23 protein-coding genes and 1 CRISPR repeat array (1 of these 24 only partly in view) are annotated in these 20,030 nt (G+C 76.1%); of the genes, 12 read left to right on the plus strand and 11 right to left on the minus strand.

What is annotated here, in order from left to right:
- Positions 1-77: 77 nt before the first annotated feature.
- From ACIOHG_RS21345 to ACIOHG_RS21365, 5 genes are all read right to left on the minus strand, one after another.
- The gene (locus ACIOHG_RS21345) at positions 78-710 is read right to left on the minus strand and encodes a DNA-3-methyladenine glycosylase I (RefSeq protein WP_400952915.1); all 633 of its coding nucleotides are present in this window, start codon (positions 708-710) and stop codon (positions 78-80) included.
- A gap of 178 nt (positions 711-888) precedes the next feature.
- Complete coding sequence (locus ACIOHG_RS21350; RefSeq protein WP_400952917.1) at positions 889-1,335, minus strand: ester cyclase; 447 nt, start codon at positions 1,333-1,335, stop codon at positions 889-891.
- Positions 1,336-1,671: 336 nt separating this feature from the next.
- Complete coding sequence (locus ACIOHG_RS21355; protein ID WP_400952919.1) at positions 1,672-2,289, minus strand: methylated-DNA--[protein]-cysteine S-methyltransferase; 618 nt, start codon at positions 2,287-2,289, stop codon at positions 1,672-1,674.
- Complete coding sequence (locus ACIOHG_RS21360; RefSeq protein WP_400952920.1) at positions 2,286-2,774, minus strand: RNA polymerase sigma factor; 489 nt, start codon at positions 2,772-2,774, stop codon at positions 2,286-2,288. The genes ACIOHG_RS21355 and ACIOHG_RS21360 overlap by 4 nt, the downstream gene beginning before the upstream one ends.
- 22 nt (positions 2,775-2,796) lie before the next feature.
- Positions 2,797-3,312 carry a methylated-DNA--[protein]-cysteine S-methyltransferase gene (locus ACIOHG_RS21365; RefSeq protein ID WP_400952922.1) on the minus strand — a complete coding sequence of 172 codons (516 nt, stop codon included), beginning with the start codon at positions 3,310-3,312 and terminating at the stop codon, positions 2,797-2,799.
- A gap of 254 nt (positions 3,313-3,566) precedes the next feature.
- Here ACIOHG_RS21365 and ACIOHG_RS21370 point away from each other — a divergent pair, with 254 nt between their 5' ends.
- The 9 genes from ACIOHG_RS21370 to ACIOHG_RS21410 all read left to right on the plus strand — a co-directional run bounded on the left by ACIOHG_RS21370 (position 3,567) and on the right by ACIOHG_RS21410 (position 10,493).
- The gene (locus tag ACIOHG_RS21370; RefSeq protein ID WP_400952924.1) at positions 3,567-3,845 is read left to right on the plus strand and encodes an adenylyltransferase/cytidyltransferase family protein; all 279 of its coding nucleotides are present in this window, start codon (positions 3,567-3,569) and stop codon (positions 3,843-3,845) included.
- A 144-nt stretch (positions 3,846-3,989) separates the two neighbouring features.
- The gene (locus ACIOHG_RS21375) at positions 3,990-4,757 is read left to right on the plus strand and encodes a 2OG-Fe(II) oxygenase (protein ID WP_400952926.1); all 768 of its coding nucleotides are present in this window, start codon (positions 3,990-3,992) and stop codon (positions 4,755-4,757) included.
- A 58-nt stretch (positions 4,758-4,815) separates the two neighbouring features.
- The gene (locus ACIOHG_RS21380; protein ID WP_400952929.1) at positions 4,816-6,270 is read left to right on the plus strand and encodes an AlkA N-terminal domain-containing protein; all 1,455 of its coding nucleotides are present in this window, start codon (positions 4,816-4,818) and stop codon (positions 6,268-6,270) included.
- A gap of 104 nt (positions 6,271-6,374) precedes the next feature.
- Positions 6,375-6,899 carry a methylated-DNA--[protein]-cysteine S-methyltransferase gene (locus tag ACIOHG_RS21385; RefSeq protein WP_400952932.1) on the plus strand — a complete coding sequence of 175 codons (525 nt, stop codon included), beginning with the start codon at positions 6,375-6,377 and terminating at the stop codon, positions 6,897-6,899.
- On the plus strand, positions 6,896-7,420 hold the full coding sequence (locus ACIOHG_RS21390) for a methylated-DNA--[protein]-cysteine S-methyltransferase (RefSeq protein WP_400952935.1): 525 nt from the start codon (positions 6,896-6,898) through the stop codon (positions 7,418-7,420). The genes ACIOHG_RS21385 and ACIOHG_RS21390 overlap by 4 nt, the downstream gene beginning before the upstream one ends.
- 21 nt (positions 7,421-7,441) lie before the next feature.
- The gene (locus ACIOHG_RS21395) at positions 7,442-8,176 is read left to right on the plus strand and encodes a 2OG-Fe(II) oxygenase (RefSeq protein ID WP_400952938.1); all 735 of its coding nucleotides are present in this window, start codon (positions 7,442-7,444) and stop codon (positions 8,174-8,176) included.
- Positions 8,177-8,182: 6 nt separating this feature from the next.
- Positions 8,183-8,497 carry a metal-binding protein gene (locus ACIOHG_RS21400; protein ID WP_400952940.1) on the plus strand — a complete coding sequence of 105 codons (315 nt, stop codon included), beginning with the start codon at positions 8,183-8,185 and terminating at the stop codon, positions 8,495-8,497.
- A 555-nt stretch (positions 8,498-9,052) separates the two neighbouring features.
- A complete protein-coding gene (locus tag ACIOHG_RS21405; protein ID WP_400952943.1) occupies positions 9,053-9,802 on the plus strand; it encodes an alpha-ketoglutarate-dependent dioxygenase AlkB family protein in 750 nt (249 codons plus the stop codon).
- A gap of 235 nt (positions 9,803-10,037) precedes the next feature.
- Positions 10,038-10,493, plus strand: a complete 456-nt coding sequence (locus tag ACIOHG_RS21410) for an FAD-dependent oxidoreductase (RefSeq protein ID WP_400952946.1) — start codon at positions 10,038-10,040, stop codon at positions 10,491-10,493.
- On the opposite strand, the gene ACIOHG_RS21415 is transcribed toward ACIOHG_RS21410, so the two are convergent.
- Together ACIOHG_RS21415 and ACIOHG_RS21420 are read right to left on the minus strand one after the other, a co-directional pair.
- Positions 10,477-10,887, minus strand: a complete 411-nt coding sequence (locus ACIOHG_RS21415; protein WP_400952948.1) for an ATP-binding protein — start codon at positions 10,885-10,887, stop codon at positions 10,477-10,479. The two genes, ACIOHG_RS21410 and ACIOHG_RS21415, sit on opposite strands and share 17 nt — an antisense overlap.
- 115 nt (positions 10,888-11,002) lie before the next feature.
- Positions 11,003-11,389: an STAS domain-containing protein gene (locus ACIOHG_RS21420; protein WP_400952951.1), complete on the minus strand. Its 387-nt coding sequence runs from the start codon at positions 11,387-11,389 to the stop codon at positions 11,003-11,005.
- A gap of 313 nt (positions 11,390-11,702) precedes the next feature.
- On the opposite strand from ACIOHG_RS21420, the gene ACIOHG_RS21425 reads away from it, so the two are divergent.
- Positions 11,703-15,317 (plus strand): SpoIIE family protein phosphatase, encoded by a 3,615-nt coding sequence (locus tag ACIOHG_RS21425; RefSeq protein WP_400953079.1) that lies wholly within the window; start codon positions 11,703-11,705, stop codon positions 15,315-15,317.
- 7 nt (positions 15,318-15,324) lie between these two features.
- On the opposite strand, the gene ACIOHG_RS21430 is transcribed toward ACIOHG_RS21425, so the two are convergent.
- The 3 genes from ACIOHG_RS21430 to ACIOHG_RS21440 all read right to left on the minus strand — a co-directional run bounded on the left by ACIOHG_RS21430 (position 15,325) and on the right by ACIOHG_RS21440 (position 17,550).
- Positions 15,325-15,768, minus strand: a complete 444-nt coding sequence (locus ACIOHG_RS21430) for a MarR family winged helix-turn-helix transcriptional regulator (protein ID WP_400952954.1) — start codon at positions 15,766-15,768, stop codon at positions 15,325-15,327.
- Between the two features lie 83 nt (positions 15,769-15,851).
- Positions 15,852-16,736, minus strand: a complete 885-nt coding sequence (locus ACIOHG_RS21435; protein WP_400952957.1) for a MurR/RpiR family transcriptional regulator — start codon at positions 16,734-16,736, stop codon at positions 15,852-15,854.
- Positions 16,737-16,938: 202 nt separating this feature from the next.
- Complete coding sequence (locus tag ACIOHG_RS21440; protein WP_400952960.1) at positions 16,939-17,550, minus strand: M20/M25/M40 family metallo-hydrolase; 612 nt, start codon at positions 17,548-17,550, stop codon at positions 16,939-16,941.
- On the opposite strand from ACIOHG_RS21440, the gene ACIOHG_RS21445 reads away from it, so the two are divergent.
- Positions 17,491-18,729: a cyanophycinase gene (locus tag ACIOHG_RS21445; protein ID WP_400952963.1), complete on the plus strand. Its 1,239-nt coding sequence runs from the start codon at positions 17,491-17,493 to the stop codon at positions 18,727-18,729. The genes ACIOHG_RS21440 and ACIOHG_RS21445 overlap by 60 nt on opposite strands.
- Before the next feature lie 96 nt (positions 18,730-18,825).
- Positions 18,826-19,218, plus strand: coding sequence for a nuclear transport factor 2 family protein (locus ACIOHG_RS21450; RefSeq protein ID WP_400952966.1), 393 nt, complete (start codon positions 18,826-18,828; stop codon positions 19,216-19,218).
- Positions 19,219-19,237: 19 nt separating this feature from the next.
- Here the strand turns inward: ACIOHG_RS21450 and ACIOHG_RS21455 are convergent, their stop codons facing one another.
- On the minus strand, positions 19,238-19,381 hold the full coding sequence (locus ACIOHG_RS21455; protein WP_400952969.1) for a hypothetical protein: 144 nt from the start codon (positions 19,379-19,381) through the stop codon (positions 19,238-19,240).
- A 640-nt stretch (positions 19,382-20,021) separates the two neighbouring features.
- Positions 20,022-20,030: a CRISPR direct-repeat array (repeat unit 29 nt) (it continues 322 nt past the right edge of the window).

Here is a 20,030-nt window from a genome sequence, read left to right on the forward strand (position 1 = left end):
CCGGGTGCGGGTGCCAACTACTTCCTTATGGTGGCTGGCTGGCGGGCTTCTGGACGGTCGGAGCGGAGCGGCGGTGTTCATGCGGGCCAGATGCCGGAGGTGCCGCGGCGGTGGGAGTCGAGCAGGTGGGTGTCGATGATGCCGACGGCTTCCATGAGGGCGTGCATGGTGGTGGGGCCGACAAACGCGAATCCGTGTTTGCGCAGGGCGGCGGCCAGGGCCCGGGAGTGGGGGGAGGTGGTGGGGATCTCGGCGAACGTGCGCGGGCGGGGGGTCTGCGGCGGTTTGAAGCTCCAGACGAGCGCGGGCAGGCCGCCGTGCTCGCGCAGGCGGACGGTCGCCCGGGCGTTGGTCACGGCGGCCAGGATCTTCGCGCGGTTGCGGACGATGCCAGCATCTGCGAGGAGGCGTTCGATGTCGGCGTCGCCGTAGGCGGCGACCCGGTCGGGGTCGAAGCCGTCGAACGCGGTGCGGAAGGCCGGGCGCTTGCGCAGGATCGTCGCCCAGGACAGTCCGGCCTGGAACGCCTCCAGGGTGATGCGCTCGTACAGGCCGTGCTCGTCGCACACGGGCATGCCCCACTCGGTGTCGTAGTAGTGGCGCAGCAGCGGGTCGGTGGCGGCCCAGGCGGGGCGGGCGAGGCCGTCGTCGCCGACCACGACTGCGGGGTCGGTGGCGTGGTGCGGTGCGGGGGCGGCGGTGCCGGTCATCGGTGGGCGTTCCTTGCTGTTCTTCCGGTCGGGGCGGGCCCGGGCGGGGGTGGGGCAGGTGCCCGGTTGCTGCGGGTGCGGCCGGGGTTGCTTGTGCTCCGCGCCGGCGGCCCGGCGGTACCGGGCCCGTTCCCGGGGGCTGCCGGTGCGCGGGGTGTCCGCGCACCGGGGCGGTGGGTCAGGCGGGGACGATGAGGCCGAGCTGCTGGAGGACGGTGACGCCGTCGTCGAGGCCGATCTCCTCGGTGATCAGGCCGTTCTCGACCTTGAGGACGGTGGTGCCGGTGAAGCGCATGGTCTTGCCGGTGTTGGCGGGCAGGGCGCCGATGGGCATGTCGTCGAAGGCGGGGCCGGTGTGGGTGCCGCCGCCGATCCACTGGCCGACGACGTAGTCGCCCTCGGCGATGAGGTCGGCGGTGCCGCCGAAGGCGAGGTCGGGGAAGGACTCGCGGAACTTCTTGGCGAAGGCCCGGACCTCGTCGCGGCCGCGGCAGGGGGCGTGCAGGGAGTACTCGAAGCGGATGCCGGGGGCGGCGAGCTCGTCGATGACGGCCTCGTTGAAGTCGGGGCCCCAGAACTCGGTGAACCAGCGGGCGACGACGGCCTTGTTGTCCTCGATCGACATGGTGCTCTCCTTCGCTCGGTGGGGCGGGCAGCCGTGAAAGGGCTTTGCCCGCCCGGGTGCTGCCGGTGCGTCCGCTAAAGAATGGTTAGGGCCGCTTTGTGACATCTCTGATGCTGGCGTGGGGCGGCGGCGGGTGCTGGCGGTATTCGGACCGGACGTTCGCCGCCCGACGGCGGCCCGGGCGGGGGTGGCCGGGCGCGCGCCGGGCCCGGGGCGGGTTCCCCGGGCCCGACCGGCGCTCCGCGCGGTGGCGCCGGACGTCCGCGGGCCGGGCCGCGGCGGTGTGCTCTTCGGGCCGGGACACCTGGGGGTTGGCCGGTCGGTGCGCGGCGGGGGTCAGGCGGCGGATTCGAGGGCGAGGAGGGCGGTCTTGGCGTCGAGGCCGCCGATGTAGCCGCCGAGGGTGCCGTCGGTGCGCAGGACGCGGTGGCAGGGGACGACGACGGGCAGCGGGTTGGTGGCGCAGGCGGTGCCGACGGCGCGGACGGCCCTGGGGTTGCCGACGAGTTCGGCGATCTGGCGGTAGCTGCGGGTCTGGCCGTAGGCGATCTCGGGCAGGTGGCGCTGGACGGTCTGCCGGAAGCCCTTGGACAGGGACAGGTCGAGGGGGAGGTCGAAGGTGCGGCGCCGGTGGGTGAAGTACTCGTCGAGTTCGCGGGCGGCGGCGTCCAGGCGGCGGGGCGCGCGCAGGACGCGGGGGCTGAGCTTGTGGCCGAGGGTGTCCAGGACGCGGTCGTGGTCCTCGGTGGCGTAGGCGACGCGGACCAGCCCGCGGGGGGTGGCGGCGAGCAGGAGGGGGCCGACGGGGGAGTCGACGGTGGTGTAGGCGACGTCGACGAGGCCGGCGTCGTCGGCCTCGGCCTCCAGGCGGCGGTGCAGCCGCTCCAGGACCGCGGCGTCCTGGGGGGTGGACAGCAGGTCGGTGAGCTCGTCGCCGGTGCGGGTGCCACTCATGGTGCTTCTCCTTCGTCCCCGTACGGGGGGTAGTGCTTCCTGAGGGTTCTGATCCCGTCGGCGGCGGCTCTGCGGGCCGCTTCGACGGTACCGCCGAGGATCTGTGCGACCTCGGCGTAGGGCAGGCCGACGACGTGGTGGTAGGCGACGGCCTGGCGCTGCTTGGGCGGCAACTGCCGGACGGCGGCCCACAGGCCGCGGTCGTCGGCGGGGTGGTCGGGGGCCGCGGGCGTCTCGGGCAGGTCGTCGACGGGCAGCGGGTTGCGCCTGGCGGCGCGGTGGACGTCGACGGCCTTGCGGTGGGCGATGGTCACCAGCCAGGCCTCGACGTTGGCGTCCTCGGGGAGGTCGGGCCAGGCCCGCAGCGCGGACAGGAAGGTCTCCGACCAGGCGTCCTCGGCGTCCTGCGGGCCGAGCACGGCCCGGCAGACGCGGAGCACGGTGGGGCCGTGCTCGGTGACGATCTTCTCGAAGGGCTGTTTCACGGGGCTCTCTCGTGACGGCGGGTCAGAACAGGCGGGAGGCGGTGACCTCGGCCGGCTCTTCGATGGCGAGGAGTTCCTGCTTGCGCCGCAGGCCGCCGGCGTAGCCGGTCAACGAGCCGTCGGCGCCGACCACCCGGTGGCAGGGCACCAGGACGCACAGCGGGTTCGCGCCGACGGCCTGGCCGACCTTCTGCGCGAGGCGGCGGTCGCCGAGCCGTTCGGCGATGCTCCCGTACGTGGTGGTGGTGCCGTACGGGATCTCCTTCAGCACGGCCCAGACCTTCTCCTGGAACTCGTCGCCGACGGTGCGCAGCGGCAGGTCGAAGGTCTCGCGGCGGCGGTCGAGGTAGTCGTGGAGCTGTTCGGCGGCCGCGGCCAGCAGCGGGTCCTCGGAGACGTCGACGGCGGGGCCGAAGGTGTCCTGGTCGGGGCGGCGGACGTGGTGGCGGAAGTACAGGCCGGTGACGGCGTCGCCGTCGGCGACCAGGGTGATCGCGCCGAGCCGGGTGCCGGCGACGGTGTGCCGGGTGCTGTCCATGTCGTCTCTCCTGTCGTTCCTGCTTCCTCACCCGGTAGACGGCCCGGGCCGGGGGAACGTGAGGTCCGGTCCGCAGAAATTCTCCGGCCGCCGCGCTCCCGCCGCTCGTGCCCTCGGCCGACCTCCCGCCGACGGCCCCCGCGGGCTCCGGCCGGGCGGGGAGGGAAAAGTCCGCTCCCGGATCTCACGTTCTCGCCGTGAGGGCCGTCTACCCGTCGAAACCCCGTGACCGGCTCGAAGAAGGGCGTACCAGCATGAACGCGACGGCCAGGAACCCCACGACGGCGCGCCCGGCCCCCGCGGAAGAGGGCGCGGGCGGGCGGGAGTTGGTCGGCTGCACGGCGGGTGTGTTCGACATGCTGCACGTGGGGCACGTGCGGCTGCTGGAGCGGGCCCGTGAGCGGTGCGACCGCTTGGTGGTGGGTCCGACCACCGACGAACTGTGCGAGCGGCGCAAGCACAAGACCCCGATCGTGCCCTACGCCGACCGCGCGCTGGTGCTGCGCCCGCGGCTGGAGCACGCCGCCGCCTGACCGACCTTCCTGCGGCCGCCCGCCGGACGCGGCGTCCGAATGCCGCCAGCACCCGGGCCACGCCCGGGCCACGATCGAAACACTCCACCCCCGCGCCCACCGGGCCGCCCCCGGAACGTCGAAGGACATCGAAGGACCCGCCCCGTGAACGTATGGAACGACACCATCCCCGGCGTACTGCTCGCCGGCACGCCCGCCCCGGGCGGCGGTACCCTGCCCGCTCTCGCGGCGATCGACTGGCAGGACGTGCGCGCCCAGCTGGACCGGGACGGCGTGGCACTCACCGCGCCGCTGCTGTCGCCCGACCAGTGCGCCCACCTCGCCGACACCTTCGACGACGACGCCCTGTTCCGCTCCACCGTGGTGATGCAGCGCCACGGCTTCGGCCGCGGCACCTACCGCTACTACGCCGACCCCGCCGCCCACCCCGTGCTGCGGGAGCTGCGCGAGCGGCTGTACCCGCCGCTGGCCCGGATCGCCAACGAGTGGGCCCGGCGCCTGGGCGAGCGGACCTTCCCCGCCACGCTCGCCGAACTCCACGAGCAGTGCGCCGCGGCCGGGCAGCACCGCCCCACCCCGCTGGTGCTGCGCTACGGCCCCGGCGACTACGCCTGCCTGCACCAGGACGTCTACGGCGACCTCGTCTTCCCCCTCCAGGCCACGCTGATGCTGGAGCGGCCCGGACAGGACTTCACCGGCGGGGAGAACGTCTTCGTCGAACAGCGGCCCCGCTCCCAGTCCCGCGCCCTGGTGGTGCGCCCCGGCCTCGGCCAGGCCCTCGTCTTCCCCGTCCAGCACCGCCCCGCCCAGGGCCATCGCGGCTGGCGCCGCCACCCGATGCGCCACGGCACCAACGCCGTCGAGACCGGACGGCGCACCACCCTGGGCGTCATCTTCCACAACGCCCGCTGACCCCGCCGTACACCGTCCCCGCCCCCGAGCCCCCCTTGTAGGCACCGTGAACACCGTGATGACCGAGGACAGCCGCTACCAGGCCGTGTGCAGCCGCGACGCGCGCTTCGACGGCGAGTTCTTCTTCGCCGTCGCCACCACCGGCATCTTCTGCCGGCCCAGCTGCTCGGCGACCACCCCCAAGCGCCGCAACGTCTCCTTCCACCCCACCGCCGCAGCCGCCCAGCACGCCGGGTTCCGCGCCTGCCGCCGCTGCCGCCCCGACGCCGCGCCCGGCTCGGCCGCCTGGAACGCCCGCGCCGACGTCGTCGGCCGCGCGGTGCGCCTGATCGGCGACGGCGTCATCGACCGCGAGGGCGTCGCCGGCCTCGCCGCGCGCCTGGGCTACAGCGCCCGCCAGATCCAGCGCCAGCTCACCGCGGAACTCGGCGCCGGCCCCATCGCCCTGGCCCGCGCCCAGCGCGCCCACACCGCCCGGATACTGCTGCAGACCACCGCCATGCCCGCCTCCGACGTCGCCTTCGCCGCCGGGTTCTCCAGCATCCGCCAGTTCAACGACACCATCCGCGAGACCTACGCCCGCACCCCCGGCGAACTGCGCGCCGCCGCCCACACCCGCCCCCCGCACACCGCCCACGACGCCCCCGCGGGCGTGCCGCTGCGCCTGGCCCACCGCGGCATCCACGCCACCGGCGCGCTGTTCGACTACTTGGCCGCCCGGGCGATCGACGGCATCGAGGAGATCACCGGCCCCACCGGGGCCCGCACCTACCGCCGCACCCTGGACCTGCCGCACGCCCCCGGCATCGCCGAGGTCCGCGAAACCTCCGCCGGACCCTGGCTGGAGTGCCGCCTGCACCTGGACGACCTGCGCGACCTGACCTGCGCCACCCAGCGGGTGCGGCGCCTGTTCGACCTCGACGCCGACCCCGAAGCCGTCGCCGAACGCCTGCGCGCGGACCCCGCCCTGGCCCCGCTGGTCGACGCCGAACCCGGACTGCGCGCGCCCGGCACCGCCGACCCGCACGAGATCGCCGTGCGAGCGATCCTGGGCCAGCAGGTCACCCTCGCCTCCGGCCGGCGCCTCGGGACCGCCCTGGTCGCCGCCCGGGGCCGCCCCCTGCCCGCCCCCAGCGGCACCCTCACCCACCTGTTCCCCACCGCCGACGCCCTCGCCGACGCCGACCTCGCCGAACTGCGCACCCCCGCCGCCCGCCGCGACGCCCTGCGCACCCTGGCCGCCGCGCTCGCCGCCGGCAGCGTCGTCCTGGACCCCGGGGCCGACCGCGACGACGCCGAACGCGCACTGCTGGCCCTGCCCGGCACCGGCCCCTGGACGGCCGCCTACATCCGCATGCGCGCCCTGGGCGACCCCGACGTCCTGCCCCCGAACGACGCCGCCATCACCACGGCCCTGCGCCGCACCGGCGCCGACCCCGCCCGGGCCGACCTGTGGCGGCCCTGGCGCAGCTACGCGGCGCACCACCTGTGGAAAGCCGCCGCCACTACCTGAAACGCCCCGTCCGAATACCGCCAGCACCACCCCCACCGGCACGGACAAAATGGTTGATAGAAGGAGAAAATGACAGCCCTTCGGGCCGAAGGAGGACGAATCCGGTGCAGGCAACGAGGACCGTGGTGTTCCTGTCCGTCGAGAGCCCGCTGGGCGACCTGCTGCTCACCGGCGAGGAAGCGCCCGGCTCCCGCACCGGGGTGGTGCTGACCTCCGTCTCGACGGCCGGGCAGCGCACCGCCCCTATCGTGCAGCCCACCTGGCGCCACGCGCCCGGCGCCCTCGCCGACGCCGCCGGCCAGCTCACCGCCTACTTCGACGGCACCCGCACCGCCTTCGACCTCGACCTCGCCGCACCCGGCAGCGACCTGCACCGCACCGCCTGGCGCGCCCTGGACGCCCTGCCCCACGGCACGACCGCCACCTACCCCGACCTCGCCGCCCGCCACGGCGTCCCCCACGACCGCGTCCAGCCGTTCGGCTCCGCGATCCTCACCAACCACCTGCTGATCGTCCGCCCCTGCCACCGCGTCCTGGGCCCCGGCGGCACCGCCCTCGGCCACGCCGCCGGCCCCACCGCCAAGCAGTGGCTGCTCGACCACGAAGCCGCCCCCCGCACCGCCCCGTGAACAGGAAGACCGCCGTGCTCCTCGCCACCGTCCTGCCCAGCCCGATCGGCACCCTCCTGCTGACCGGCGAACCCTCCGCCACCGCCCCCGGCGGCACCGCCCTGGCCTCCCTGACCGTCCTCGCCCCCGACCGGGCCGCCGCCACCGCCCACCGCCCCACCGACCACGAGGCGTTCACCGAGATCACCCGCCAGCTCGCCGCCTACTTCGACGGCACCCTCACCGCCTTCGCCGTCGAGTGCACCGCCCGCGGCACCGCCTTCCAGCACCTCGTCTGGAACGCCCTGGCCCACGTCCCCTACGGCACCACCAGCACCTACGAGCGCCTCGCCGCCGACATCGGCTCCCCGGGCGCGGCCCGCGCCGTCGGCGCCGCGCTCGCCGCCAACCCCGTCCTGCTCGTGCGCCCCTGCCACCGCGTCCTGGGCGCCGACGGCGCCCTGCGCGGCTACGCGGCCGGCACCGACGCCAAGCAGCACCTCCTCGACCACGAAGCCGCCCACGCCCGCGCCGCCGCCTGACCCACCCCCGAGGACCCCGCCATGACCACCGCCACCGCCCCGACCACCGCCACCGCCCCGGCCGCTGCCGTGGAGGCCGCCGACTGGAGCACGCTGGCCGCCGAACTCGACGTCCACGGCTGCGTGCTGACGCCCCGCCTGCTCGACGACGGGCAGTGCCGGGAGATCGCCGCCCTCTACGAGCGGCCCGAACTGTTCCGCACCACCGTCGACATGGCCCGCCACCGCTTCGGCTCCGGCCAGTACCGGTACTTCACCCACGACCTGCCCGAGCCGGTCGCCGCGCTGCGCGAGGCCCTCTACCCCCGCCTGCTCACCGTCGCCCGCGCCTGGGCGAACACGCTGGGCCGCCCCGCCCCGTGGCCCGACACCCTCGCCGAGTGGACCGCGATGTGCCACGCCGCCGGGCAGGACAAGAGCTCCCAGATCCTGCTGCGCTACGGGCCCGGCGACTGGAACGCCCTGCACCGCGACGTCTTCGGCGACCTCGTCTTCCCGCTCCAGGTCGTCATCGGCCTCGACGTCCACGGCACCGACTACACCGGCGGCGAGTTCCTGCTCGTCGAACAGCGCCCCCGCGCCCAGTCCCGCGGCACCACCACCGCCCTCCCGCAGGGCCACGGCCTGGTCTTCACCACCCGCGACCGCCCCGTTCCCTCCGCCCGCGGCCACTACGCCGCCCCCGTCCGCCACGGCGTCAGCACCGTGCGCACCGGCCGCCGCCACGCCCTCGGCCTCGTCTTCCACGACGCCTGACCCGCCATGGCCGCCACCCGCACACCCCCCGGCACCGGCCCTGCCCAGGCACCGGCCCGCACCTACACCCTCACCGGCCCCGACAGGCGCCCCTACCCCAGCACCACCCCCGGCACCCTCGGCGGCCACCGCCCCGGCCGCCTCTACGGCCGCCTCGACTGCCCCTGCGCCCTGCGCGCCATCGCCGCCGGCCACTACGTCCGCCACCGCGTCTTCTTCGCCGACGAGGCCACCGCCGTCGCCGCCGGCTACCGCCCCTGCGCCGTGTGCCTGCCCGAGAAGTACCGGCAGTGGAAAACCCGAAGGACCCCCCGACCGTGAACCCCCGCCCCGCACCCGCCCGCTCGCCCCTGCTCACCGCGCCCCAGGCCGCCGCCTACGGCCCCCCGCCCGCACCCGCCCCGCACACCGCCGCCGAACTCGCCGCCCTGCTGCGCCTGCTCACCGGCCACCGCCGCCCGGAACTGCACGCCGTCACCGTCGGCCACAGCCGCGACACCGCATCCCGCGAGGCCGCCGAAGCGTTCGCCGACGCCTGGCAGGCTGCCGGCCACGCGGTCCTGGCCGTCGTCGACTGGCCCGAGCAGGCCGCCTCCTGGCTGCGCCCCGCGCACCGCCTCACCGACCCCGGCCCCGACGCCCTCGTCGTCGCCGCCGCCCCCTCGGCTGGGCCCAGCTCGCCCGCCGCCTCGCCCACTCCACCCCCTGGCGCCCGGAGCGCACCTTCGGCTTCGCCTCCCTCGCCGAGCCCGTCGCCGTCGCCCTCGCCGGCAACGTCCTGGACGGCCTGCGCGGCGCCCACGCCGACGGCGGCACCTGGCGCGTCGAACACGGCTGGACCGACTCCTTCCCCCACATCGCCCCCGGCGGCGCCGCGTGAACCCCTCTGCCGCGCTCCCCCTGTTCGGCCCGCCGCCCGCCGGCTACCGGCACCGCGAGATCGCCCCGGGCGCCGTCCACCTGCCCGGCTGGCTCAGCACCGACCAGCAGCGCGAACTCGTCACCGCCTGCCGCACCTGGGCCGCCGGGCCGGTCCCGATCCGGCACACCCGGCTGCCGCGCGGCGGCGTCATGTCCGTCCAGACCGTCTGCCTGGGCTGGCACTGGCAGCCCTACGCCTACACCCGCACCGCCGACGACGTGAACGGCCACCGGGTCGCCCCCTTCCCCGGCTGGCTCGCCGACCTCGGCCGCCGCGCCGTCGCCGACGCCTACCAGGACCCCGCCCAGGGCGCCGCCTACGAACCCGACGCCGCGCTCGTCAACTTCTACGACGACACCGCCCGCCTGGGCATGCACCAGGACAAGGACGAGAAATCCCTCGCCCCGGTCGTCTCCCTCAGCATCGGCGACTCCTGCGTCTTCCGCCTCGGCAACACCGAGCACCGCAACCGCCCCTGGAACGACCTCGTCCTGGCCTCCGGCGACCTGCTGGTGTTCGGCGGCCCCTCCCGCCTCGCCCACCACGCCGTCCCGAAGATCCTGCCCGGCACCGGCGACCCCACCACCGGCCTCACCCGCGGACGCCTCAACCTCACCCTGCGCACCACCGGCCTCACCGACGACCCCCCGCCCACCGGCCCCGCGCCCCGAAGCACCGCACGACCCCCCTCGACCACACCCTGACCAGCAGCGACCCGCGCGACCTCGCCACCCGGGCCACACACCGGCACGCCCACGGGAAGTCCCCTGGCCCACCGCAGCCGCCACGCGTCCGGCCCGCACGGACGCGGGCAGGCCAGCCCCCGCGGGCACCGGGGGAACCGGGTGCACCTCCAGCGCCCCGGGGCGAGAGGCCCGCGCCCCCGTCCCCGCGCGCCGCGGCCCCGCTCACGTGCCGCCGCCGGTGACCCGGGCCCGCTTGGGCCGCAGCCCCCCGAGGCCCGCCGCCGAGGACGGCCCGCTCCCGCTGCCGACGGCGGCCGCGCTGCGCCGGGCGGGCGTCTCGGCGGCGACCGAGGTGGCGCCGTGGTGCGCGCCGCCGGGCCGCTCCCTGGTCTCCACCTCGGTGCTGGGCACCGGCACGGCGGAGGGCGCGGTGCGCGCCCAGCTGGCCGAGCTGTACGGGTGCGACACCTCGGACTGGCAGCCGCTGGCCGAGTACCGCATCCCCTACGCCCTGCCCGCGATGCCCGCCCCGCACCCCCTCACCCGCAGTTCCCGCCACGCGCCCGGGCGGTACGTCTGCGGCGACCACCGGACCACCGGCTCGGTGCAGGGCGCCCTGGCCTCGGGCGCCCGCGCCGCCCGCGAGCTGCTCGCCGACCTGGCCGGCGGCCGGGCGGGGGCGGACGGGCGGGTCAGAGGGCGAAGGTGACCCGGATCCGCTTGCCGCCGGTCGGCAGCGCCTCGATCTGGCAGCTCGCCACCAGGGCCTGGACGATCGCCCAGCCGCGGCCGCCCGGGGCGGCCGGGTCGGGGCCGGGGAGCGGCCGGCCGACGGGGTGGCGGTCGTCGCCGTCCTCGACCTCGACCACCAGCCGGGTGCCGTCCGGGCCGAGGCGGGCGTCGAAGCCGGTCAGGCCGCCGCCGTGGCGCAGCGCGTTGGCGACCAGCTCGGTGACGGCGAGCTGGGCGTCGGCGAGCACCCGGCCGCCGGGGTGGCCGGCGGCCTCCAGCAGGCGGGTGACCGCGGCCCTCGCCTGCCCGGCCGTCCGCACCGGAACCCGAGCCGCCGGGGACGGCGGCCGGGCGTCGTCGTCGTGCGGCATGAACGTCCTCGAATCGTCTGCGGCGCGGTACGGGTCGGCCTGCGCGGCCGGCCGGAGGGGGTTGGGGTGCGTGTGCCCCCGCGCGGACGGATGATGCGACGCGGGCGGCCGGGGCTCACTCCGCTCCGGCACCGTGCGGATTCCGGAGCGACAGGTCGGCGGCGGCCGCCCTGGCCTGCGGCAGGCTGTCGACGACGGTGAAGTAGCCGTCGGTGGCGGTGATCTCCAGCAGGCGGCGGACGGCGAGCGAGAGCGGTCCGAGCAGCACCAGGCCGCCGCCGGCGGCCTCGGTCCGCTGCTGGGTCAGCACCAGGGTCCGCAGCGTCGAGGAGTCGGCGAAGGTGACCGCCGAGACGTCCAGGACCAGGGCCCGGGCCCCGCCGGCCAGGGCCGCGTCGACGGCCTCGGCGAGCTCCCGCTCGTGGGCGAAGTCGAGTTCGCCGCGGAAGCGGAGCACTGCCGGGCCGGGCGGTCCGCCGGGATCTCGCGTGGTGTCCGTCATGCCGGTCATGGTAGGCCCTGCGCTCCCGGTCCTGCCCCGCCGCGGTGCTTGGGCGGGCCGGGAGCGGGCAGTCGGAGGGTCCCCGACCCGCGACAATGGGCGGGCGGGGAGGAGCAGGCGAAGGCGCGCAGGGAGGTGCCCGGTGGCAGGTGGTCGGAGCGGCAGGACGGGGCACGGCGTGTTCGGTGCGGACCCGGTGGTCGGCGCCGACCTGGCCCGGGTCGACTGGGCGGCGACACCGCTGGGCGACCCGGAGCGGTGGCCGCAGAGCCTGCGCTCGGCGGTGGACACGATGCTGTCCTCGCGGTTCTCGATGTGGATGGCCTGGGGCCCGGAGCTCACCTTCCTCTGCAACGCGGCGTACCGGCGCGACACGCTGGCCGGCAAGTACCCGTGGGCGCTCGGCCGCCCGTTCCGGGAGGTGTGGCCGGAGGTCTGGGACGACGCCCGGCCGCGGATCGAGCACGTCCTGACCGAGGGCGAGGCCACCTGGGACGAGGCGCTGCTGCTGTGGCTGGAGCGCTCCGGCTACCGGGAGGAGACGTACCACACCTTCTCCTACAGCCCGCTGCGCGACGAGGCCGACGCGGTGGTCGGCGTGCTGTGCGTGGTCAGCGAGGACACCCAGCGGGTGGTCGCGGAGCGCCGGATGGCGACCCTGCGCGACCTGGGCTCGGAGCCGGACGCGGTGCGCACCGAGGGCGAGTTCCTGGCCTTCGTCGCCCGGCAGCTCGGCCGCAACCCGTACGACCTGCCCTTCACCCTGACCTACCTGTTCGACGACCGGGGCGGCGCGCGGCTGGCCGCCTCCTCCGGCATCCCGGCCGGCCACCCGGCGGCGCCCGACCGGCCGGCGGACGACGGGCCGTGGCCGGTCGCGGCGGCCCGGGCCGGGGAGGCCCGGACGGTGTCGCTGGACGGCCCGGCGTTCGCCGGACTGCCGTGCGGCGCCTGGACGGAGCCGCCCCGGCAGGCCCGGGTGGTGCCGCTGCCCGCGCCCGGCGGGGGCGGCCCGGCCGGCTTCCTGGTGGCCGGCCTGAACCGGCACCGGCCCGCCGACGACGGCCGGCTCGGCTTCGTCGAGCTGATCGCGGACCGGCTGGCGGCCGGGATCGCCAGCGCCCGCAGCCACGAGGCGCAGCAGCGCCGGGCCGAGCAGCTCGCCGAGCTGGATCGGGCGAAGACCGCGTTCTTCGCCAACATCAGCCACGAGTTCCGCACCCCGCTGGCGCTGATCGCGGGCCCCGCCGAGGGCCTGCGGCAGCGGCTCGCGGAGGCCGACCCGGCCGGGCTGCCGGGCCTGGACGCGGCGGTCCTCGCGGAGGCCCGGGAGGACGCCGAGACCGTCCACCGCAACGCGCTGCGGCTGGGGCGGCTGGTCAACACGCTGCTGGACTTCTCCCGGCTGGAGGCGGGCCGGATGCGGGCCCGCCCGGTGCCGGTCGACCTGGCGCGGGTGACGGCCGAGCTGGCGTCGGTGTTCCGCTCCGCCCTCCAGCGGGCCGGGCTGCGGCTGGTGGTGGACTGCCCGCCGCTGTCCGCCCCGGTGCTGGTCGACCCGTCGCTGTGGGAGAAGGTGCTCTTCAACCTGCTGGGCAACGCCCTGAAGTTCACCTTCGAGGGAGAGGTCCGGGTCCGGGTCGGCGAACGGGACGGGCGGGCGCTGGTCTCGGTCGAGGACACCGGGGTCGGCATCCCGGCCGAGGAGCTGCCGCACGTCTTCGACCGCTTCCACCGGGTGGAGAACAGCCGGGCGCGCTCGCACGAGGGCAGCGGCATCGGGCTGGCCCTGGTCCGGGAGCTGGTCGACCTGCACGGCGGCACGGTCGGGGTGTCCTCCGCCCCGGACCGGGGCACCGCCTTCACCGTCGAGCTGCCACTGGCCCCGGGCCGCACCGCGGCCCCGGCCGGGCCGGTCGGGGACGCCGAGCCGTTCCTCCAGGAGGCGCTGCGCTGGGACGACCGCCCGGAGCACCCCGCGGACGCCGCCTCCCCCGAGGCGGCCGCCCCCGCCCCCGCCGACCCCGGCACCGGGCACGTGCTGGTCGCCGACGACAACGCCGACCTGCGCGACTACCTGTCCCGGGTGCTGCGCGGCGCCGGGCACCGGGTGACCGCCGTCGGGGACGGGGCGCAGGCGCTGGCCGCCGTCCGGACCGCGGCCCCCGACCTGGTGATCAGCGACGTGATGATGCCGGGCACGGACGGGCTGGAGCTGGTCGCGGCGCTGCGCGCCGACCCGCGCACGGCCGCCCTGCCGGTGCTGCTGCTGTCCGCCCGGGCGGGCCGCGACGACGCGATCGACGGCTTCGAATCGGGGGCGGACGACTACCTGGTGAAGCCGTTCGCGGCCACCGAACTGCTCTCCCGGGTCCGTTCGGCGCTCCGGCTGGCCCGGCTGCGCGAGCAGCACGCCCGCTGGCAGGGCGCGCTGGTCGACTCGCTGCAGGACGCGTTCTTCGTCTGCGACGGGGACGGGACGGTGCTGCGGGTCAACGCGGCCTTCGCCGCCCTGCTCGGCCACGGCCCCGAGGGGCTGCCGTACCGGCCCGCGCACCCGTGGTGGCCCGATCCGGCGGCCGACCCGGAGGGGCACCGGCTGGCCGCCGACGCGCTGGCCGCGCTGACCGGCACCGAGCGCGGCAGCTTCACCGTCCCCGCCGTCCACCGCGACGGCCGGCGGCTGCGGCTGCACGGCACCTTCCACCGCACCACGGACCCGGCGACCGGGCGGACCGTCGTCGTCGGCACCTTCCGGGACGTCACCGCCGAGTACTACGCCGTCCGGCGCGAGAGCGCCCTCGCCGCGCTCACCGAGTGCCTGGCCGAGGCGGTCGGCGTCGAGCGGGCCCTCGCCCCGGCCCTCGACCTGCTGCGCGGGCTGTGGCGGGCCGAGCGGGTGCTGGCGGTCCGGTTCGACCGCGACGGCGGCCCGCCCCGGCCGAGCACCGCCGGGGGCGGGCCGGGCAGCTCCGCCCCGGCCTGGGCGGAGCTGCCCGGGCCGGAGCGGGCCGCGCTGCGCGCGCTCGCCGCCGGGCCCACCCTCACGCCGGTCCCGTCCGCCGCGGGCGCCGGCATCCGGCTGGACCACCCCGACGGGCCGCTCGTGCTGCTGGTCGACCTGGGCGGCGGCCGGCCCTTCACCGCCGAGGACGGGCTGCTGCTCACCCTGCTGGCCGGGCGGCTGGCCGCGGGCCTGGCCCGGGCGCACCGGATCGACCGGGAGCGGGCGACCGCGCTCGCCCTGCAGCGCGCCCTGCTCGGCCCGGCCCGGCTGCCGGCGGGCTTCGCCGTGCACTACGAGCCGGCCACCCCGCCGCTGGAGGTCGGCGGCGACTGGTACGACACGGTGCCGCTGCCGGACGGGCGGATCGGGCTGGTGCTGGGCGACTGCGTGGGGCGCGGGCTGCCCGCCGCCGCCGTGATGGGCCAGCTCCGCAGCGCCTGCCGGGCGCTGCTGCTCCAGGACGCGGCGCCGGCCCGGGTGCTGGGCGCGCTGGACGCGTTCGCCGCGACCGTGCCGGGGGCGGTCTGCACCACGGTCTTCTGCGCCGTCCTGGACCCGGCCACCGGGGAGCTGCGGCACTCCAGCGCGGGCCACCCGCCGGGCGTCCTGGTCGGGGCGGACGGCGGGGTGTCGCTGCTGGCGGGCGGCCGCTCGCTGCCGCTGGCGGTGCGCCCGGGGGAGCCGCGCCCGGAGGCCGTCCGGACGCTGCCGGCCGGCTCCGTCCTGCTGCTCTACACCGACGGCCTGGTCGAGCGGCGCCGCACCGGCATCACCACCGGCATCGCCGCCGCCGGCCGGGCCCTGGGGGACGCCCTGGGCCTGCCGACCGCCGAACTGCCCGCGCACGTGGTGCGGGCGCTGCGCCCCGCCGAGGGCTACGAGGACGACGTCGCGGTCCTGCTGCACCGCCGCCCGGGCTGACGGCGGGTCAGGCGAACGGGCCCTCGGTGGTAAAGCGGCGCAGGCCGCGGGCGAAGGCGGCGGCCTCGCCGGGGGGCCAGTCGGCGAGACTGTCGGCGATCAACTCGGCGAGGCGGCGCCGGAGTTCGGCGACGGCCCGTTCGCCGGGGCGGGTCAGGACGAGGAGTTGGGCCCGGCGGTCGGCGGGGTCGGGCTCGCGGCGGACCAGGCCGGCCTCCTCCAGGCGGGTCGCGCGGCGGGTGACGCCGGAGCGGTCCAGTCCGATCTCGGGGCCGAGTTCGGCGGCGCTGCGCGGGCCGGTGCGGGCGAGGGCGCTGAGGACGGGGTAGGTCAGTTCGTCCAGGGCGGGGCCCATGCCCTCGGTGAGCCGGCCGTGCAGGCGGGCGCGGGTGGTGCGGCGGAGCAGGACGCCGAGCGCGTCGGCGATCTCGGGGGCCGCGTCGTTCTCCATCCCCCCACCCTAGGGCCTGCTTTCGAACCCCCGGCGCGGCCCCGCCACGGTTCACCGGCGGGGTCGGGCGGGGCCGGTCGGGGTCAGGTGAGGCCGATCCGGTCGGCGGTGTGCTCGCCGCGTTTCATCTGCTCGTGCCCGCGCTCCCCCAGCGCGGCGACCAGGCCGGCGACGACCGTCTCGACCACGGCGAGGGTGGGGACCAGGCTGTCGTACGGCGAGGGCGCGTCGACCTGGCTGGAGAGGACGACCTCGGCGTGGGTGGAGACGGGGGACAGCCAGGCGTCGGTGAACAGGACGATCCGGCCGCCGGCCTCCCGGACGAGTTCGGCGAGGGTCACCTTGTCCTGCTCGTAGCGGCGGTAGTCGAAGACGACGACCACGTCGCGGCGGCCCAACGAGGCGAGCAGGGCGGTGCGTTCGACCGGCCGGTCGGGCAGCAGGTGGACGTCGGGCCGCAGCTGCATCAGGTGCAGGGCGAGGTACTGGGCGAAGAGGTGGGTGAAGCGCCCGCCGGCCAGGACGACGCGGCGCTTGGGGTCGGCGAGGAGCTGCACCGCGCGTTCCAGTTCGTGCGGGCTCACCTCGGCCAGGGTGCGGCCGACGGCGGCGGTGAACACCTGCCGGCCGTGCGCGAGCAGCCCGGCCGTCCCCCCGGGCGGCGCCTCGCCGTCACCGCCGTCCGCGCCGAACCGCCCGGTGCTGTACAGCGTGACCGGGGAGGCCCGGCGGTCGTCGAGTTCGGTGCGCAGGGCGGCCTGGAAGTCGGGGAAGCCGCTGTAGCCGAGCCGGTTGACGAAGCGGATGACGGTCGGCGGGCTGACGGCGGCCCGTTCGGCGAGGGCGGCGACGGTCTCGAAGCCGGCGGCCGGCCATCCGGCGAGCAGGACCCGGCCGACCTTGCGCTCGGCGGGGCTGCAGTCGCCGAGCCGCTGGCGGATGTCCTCGGCGAGGGTGACGGGGGCCATGGCGCAGGTCCTTTCCCGGTCGTCGGCGCGGGGCGGCGGCGGTCCGGCAGGGGTGGTGGTCCGCAGCCTAGCGAAAGGCCGGGCCGGGGAGATCTTGTTCGGTGGTACCCGCCGCCCGGTCGCCCGGCGGTGTCCGGGCCGCCGGGGGCGGGCGGTGGGGCGCGGGCGTCCGGACGGGGCCGGGCCGGTCGGCGGGGCGGGCTCAGGTCCGCCGGAGGCGTTCGACCAGGGTGGCCAGCAGGGCCACCCGGTCCGGGACGCCGGCGGTGTCGAGCCACTCCTCGGGGGTGTGGTCGGCGCCGCCGACGGGGCCGAGGCCGTCGAGGGTGGGGATGCCGAGCCCGGAGGTCAGGTTGGCGTCGCCGACGCCGCCGGTGGCGGCGGCGCCCACGGTGAGGCCGAGGTCGGCGGCGGCGCCCCGGGCCAGCGCGAGGACGGCCGCCGCCTGCGGGGTGTGCTCCATGGGCGGGCACAGGTCGAGCTGGTCGACCCGGGCCGCGGTGCCCTCAACGACGGTCCGGGCGGCGACCGCGCGGATCTCGGCGATCGCGGTGTCCAGGCCGGCGGTGGTGGCGGCGCGGACCTCGGCGTACAGCTCGGCCTGCGGGCAGACGATGTTGGTGCGGGTGCCCGCGCGGACGACGCCGACGTTCAGGGTGACGCCGGGCCAGATGCCGTTGAGGGCCTGCAGGGCGACCACCAGGTGGGCGGCGGCGAGGGCGGCGTTGGCGCCGCGCTCGGGCTCGATCCCGGCGTGCGCGCCGCCGCCCTCACCGCGGCGCTCGGCGCCCTCGCACCCGCCGGGGCGGCGCACGCCGCCACCGGCCCCGGCGCCCTGATCCTGGGCGGCGGCGCCATCGCCGACACGAACGCCGCCGTCTACGGCACCTTCGTCGCCAGGTCGGGCGGCCCGGCGGCGAGGATCGGCGTCATCACCGCCGCCTCCGTCGTCCCCGCCGACGACCCGAACGCGAACGACCCGGCGACCTGCAGCAACTCCGTCTGCAACGGCGCCTACTACACCGGGCTGCTGAAGAACACCTACGGCGCGGCCGACGCACAGTGGATCCCGATCGACCTCGACCACGTCGGCAACAACTCCAGCCAGGCCGTCCTGGACCAGCTGAACTCGATGACCGGCTTCTTCTTCGGCGGCGGCGACCAGAGCCGCCTGGTCGCCACCCTGCTGAAGAGCGACAACAGCGACTCCCCCGCGCTGGCCGTGATCCGCGCCAGGTTCGCCGCGGGCGCCGCGATCATGGGCACCAGCGCCGGCACCACCATCACCAACGGCCGCGACATGGTCACCGGCGGCGAGAGCTGGGACGCCCTGCGCTACGGGCCGTACACCAGCATCAGCAGCAGCTACCCCGACGACCTGAGCTACCGCCCCGAGGGCGGTTTCCACCTCTTCACCTCCGGCCTGATCGACACCCACTTCGCCGCCCGCGGCCGCGAGGGCCGCCTCGTCCGCCTCGCCGCCGCCACCGGCCACGCCCGCGCCTTCGGCATCGACGAGGACACCGCCCTGGTCGTCACCAACCCCGGGACCGCCGACGAGACCGACAGCGTGGTCGGCACCAACGGCGTGTCGGTCCTCGACCTGCGCGGCGACACCGTCGGCACCCGCAGCGGCTACTGGTCGGTCGACGGCGTCAAGTGGAGCCACCTCACCAGCGGCGACACCTACCGCCCCGCCACCTGGACCGCCACCTCGGCCAAGCCCGCCTACGCCCCCGCCACCGGGACGGTCGGCAGCCGCTGGAGCGACGTCTTCTCCTCGCCGAACTCCCCCACCGCCCACCCCTACCAGCTGGTGAAGATGGCCGGGGAGCTGGTCGCGGCCGGCCGCAGCACCACCCAGTACGGGATCAGCCAGGAGAGCGGCCCCACCTTCGAGGCCGACCTCACCAAGGCCCCCAGCTACCGGGCCTGGAAGAGCGGCAGCGCGGTCTCCTTCGCCGACCTGACCCTCCACCTGTACGTCTACTGACCCACCCCTCGGCCCATATGCGTGCACCGCGCACGCATATGGGCTAGGGTGCGGGAGAAGCGTGCGCAGCGCACGCACCTACCGAAGGGCTCCGCCATGACCCGCACCCGCATCGAGGCCGCGCTCACCGACCTGCTGTTCTCCCCCGGGCTCCCGCTCGCCGAGGCCGCCGACCGCCACTTCACCCCCGACTACCGCCAGCGCACCGACGGCGCCTGGGCCGACCGGGAGGAGTTCCTCGCCCACATCGCCCACCTGCGCACCCTGGTCGCCGACGGCCGGGTCGAGGTCCACGAGGAACTCCAGGACGGCGCCCGCTACGCCGACCGCCACACCGTCCACCTCACCAAGACCGACGGCTCGGCCGCCAGCATGGAGGTCTACGTCTTCGCCGACCTCGCCCCGGACGGCCGCTTCCGCCGAATCGAGGAGACCACCCTGCTGCTGGCGGGCACCGCCGCCGACCGCGACCTGGGCAGCGCCCGCTGAGCAGGGGCCCCAGGGCGCCTCAGGAGTCCAGGACGCCCACCGCGTGGGCGATCACCAGCAGGGAGGTGATCAGCGCGGCGACGCTCTCCACCGCCATCAGGGCCTTGGCCCGGGTGGAGAGCGGCATGGTGTCGGTGGGGCCGAACGCCGTGGAGTTGGTCACCGAGACGCACAGGTTCTACACCAACCAATCCGGTGTCGGGACCCTGGCGGCTCCAAGCCTGGCGAGCGAAGGGATCCAGAGATCCTTCACGCTGCCCACGCCAGCGCGGGCAATCCATCTGCTACGTCTCCGACCTGCGGGAACCGACGCTCAGACGAGGACTGCCACGGCGGCACACCGATAGCCCACCATCAGGATGGTCGGTTTCACCGCGCAGTCGACACCAGACAGTCGCAGAGACTTTGATTCCCGGATACGAGCAGGTGGGTGACGGTGCACTCGGACTGATGCCGACTTTTGCCGACCTTGCCTGACGGCCCGTCACCCCGAACCCACAACCAGGGACGACGTCAGCAGCACCCCACAGCATCATGCCCCCGGAAGAGCACACGACCGGGCATCCGGCTCCCAGGCGGCCGTCGACAGTGCCCTGAGGGTCGGCGTACTACTCGATCATCTGCTCCACCATCGGCGACAGCGGAACGGGACTGGATCCAAGTGTTCTCCGGCGCTTCCGGACAAGGTTCACAATCCAATGGTCGCCGCTACCGTCTTCCGCCTCGGCCGCACCTGAAGCCGTCAGCAGCAGCGGGACCGATCCGCGCTTTTCCATTGGATACAACAGAAAACGCGTTACCCAGCAGCCCCC

Origin of the sequence: Kitasatospora sp. NPDC088134 (assembly GCF_044741705.1) — a bacterium.
Taxonomy (GTDB): domain Bacteria; phylum Actinomycetota; class Actinomycetes; order Streptomycetales; family Streptomycetaceae; genus Kitasatospora.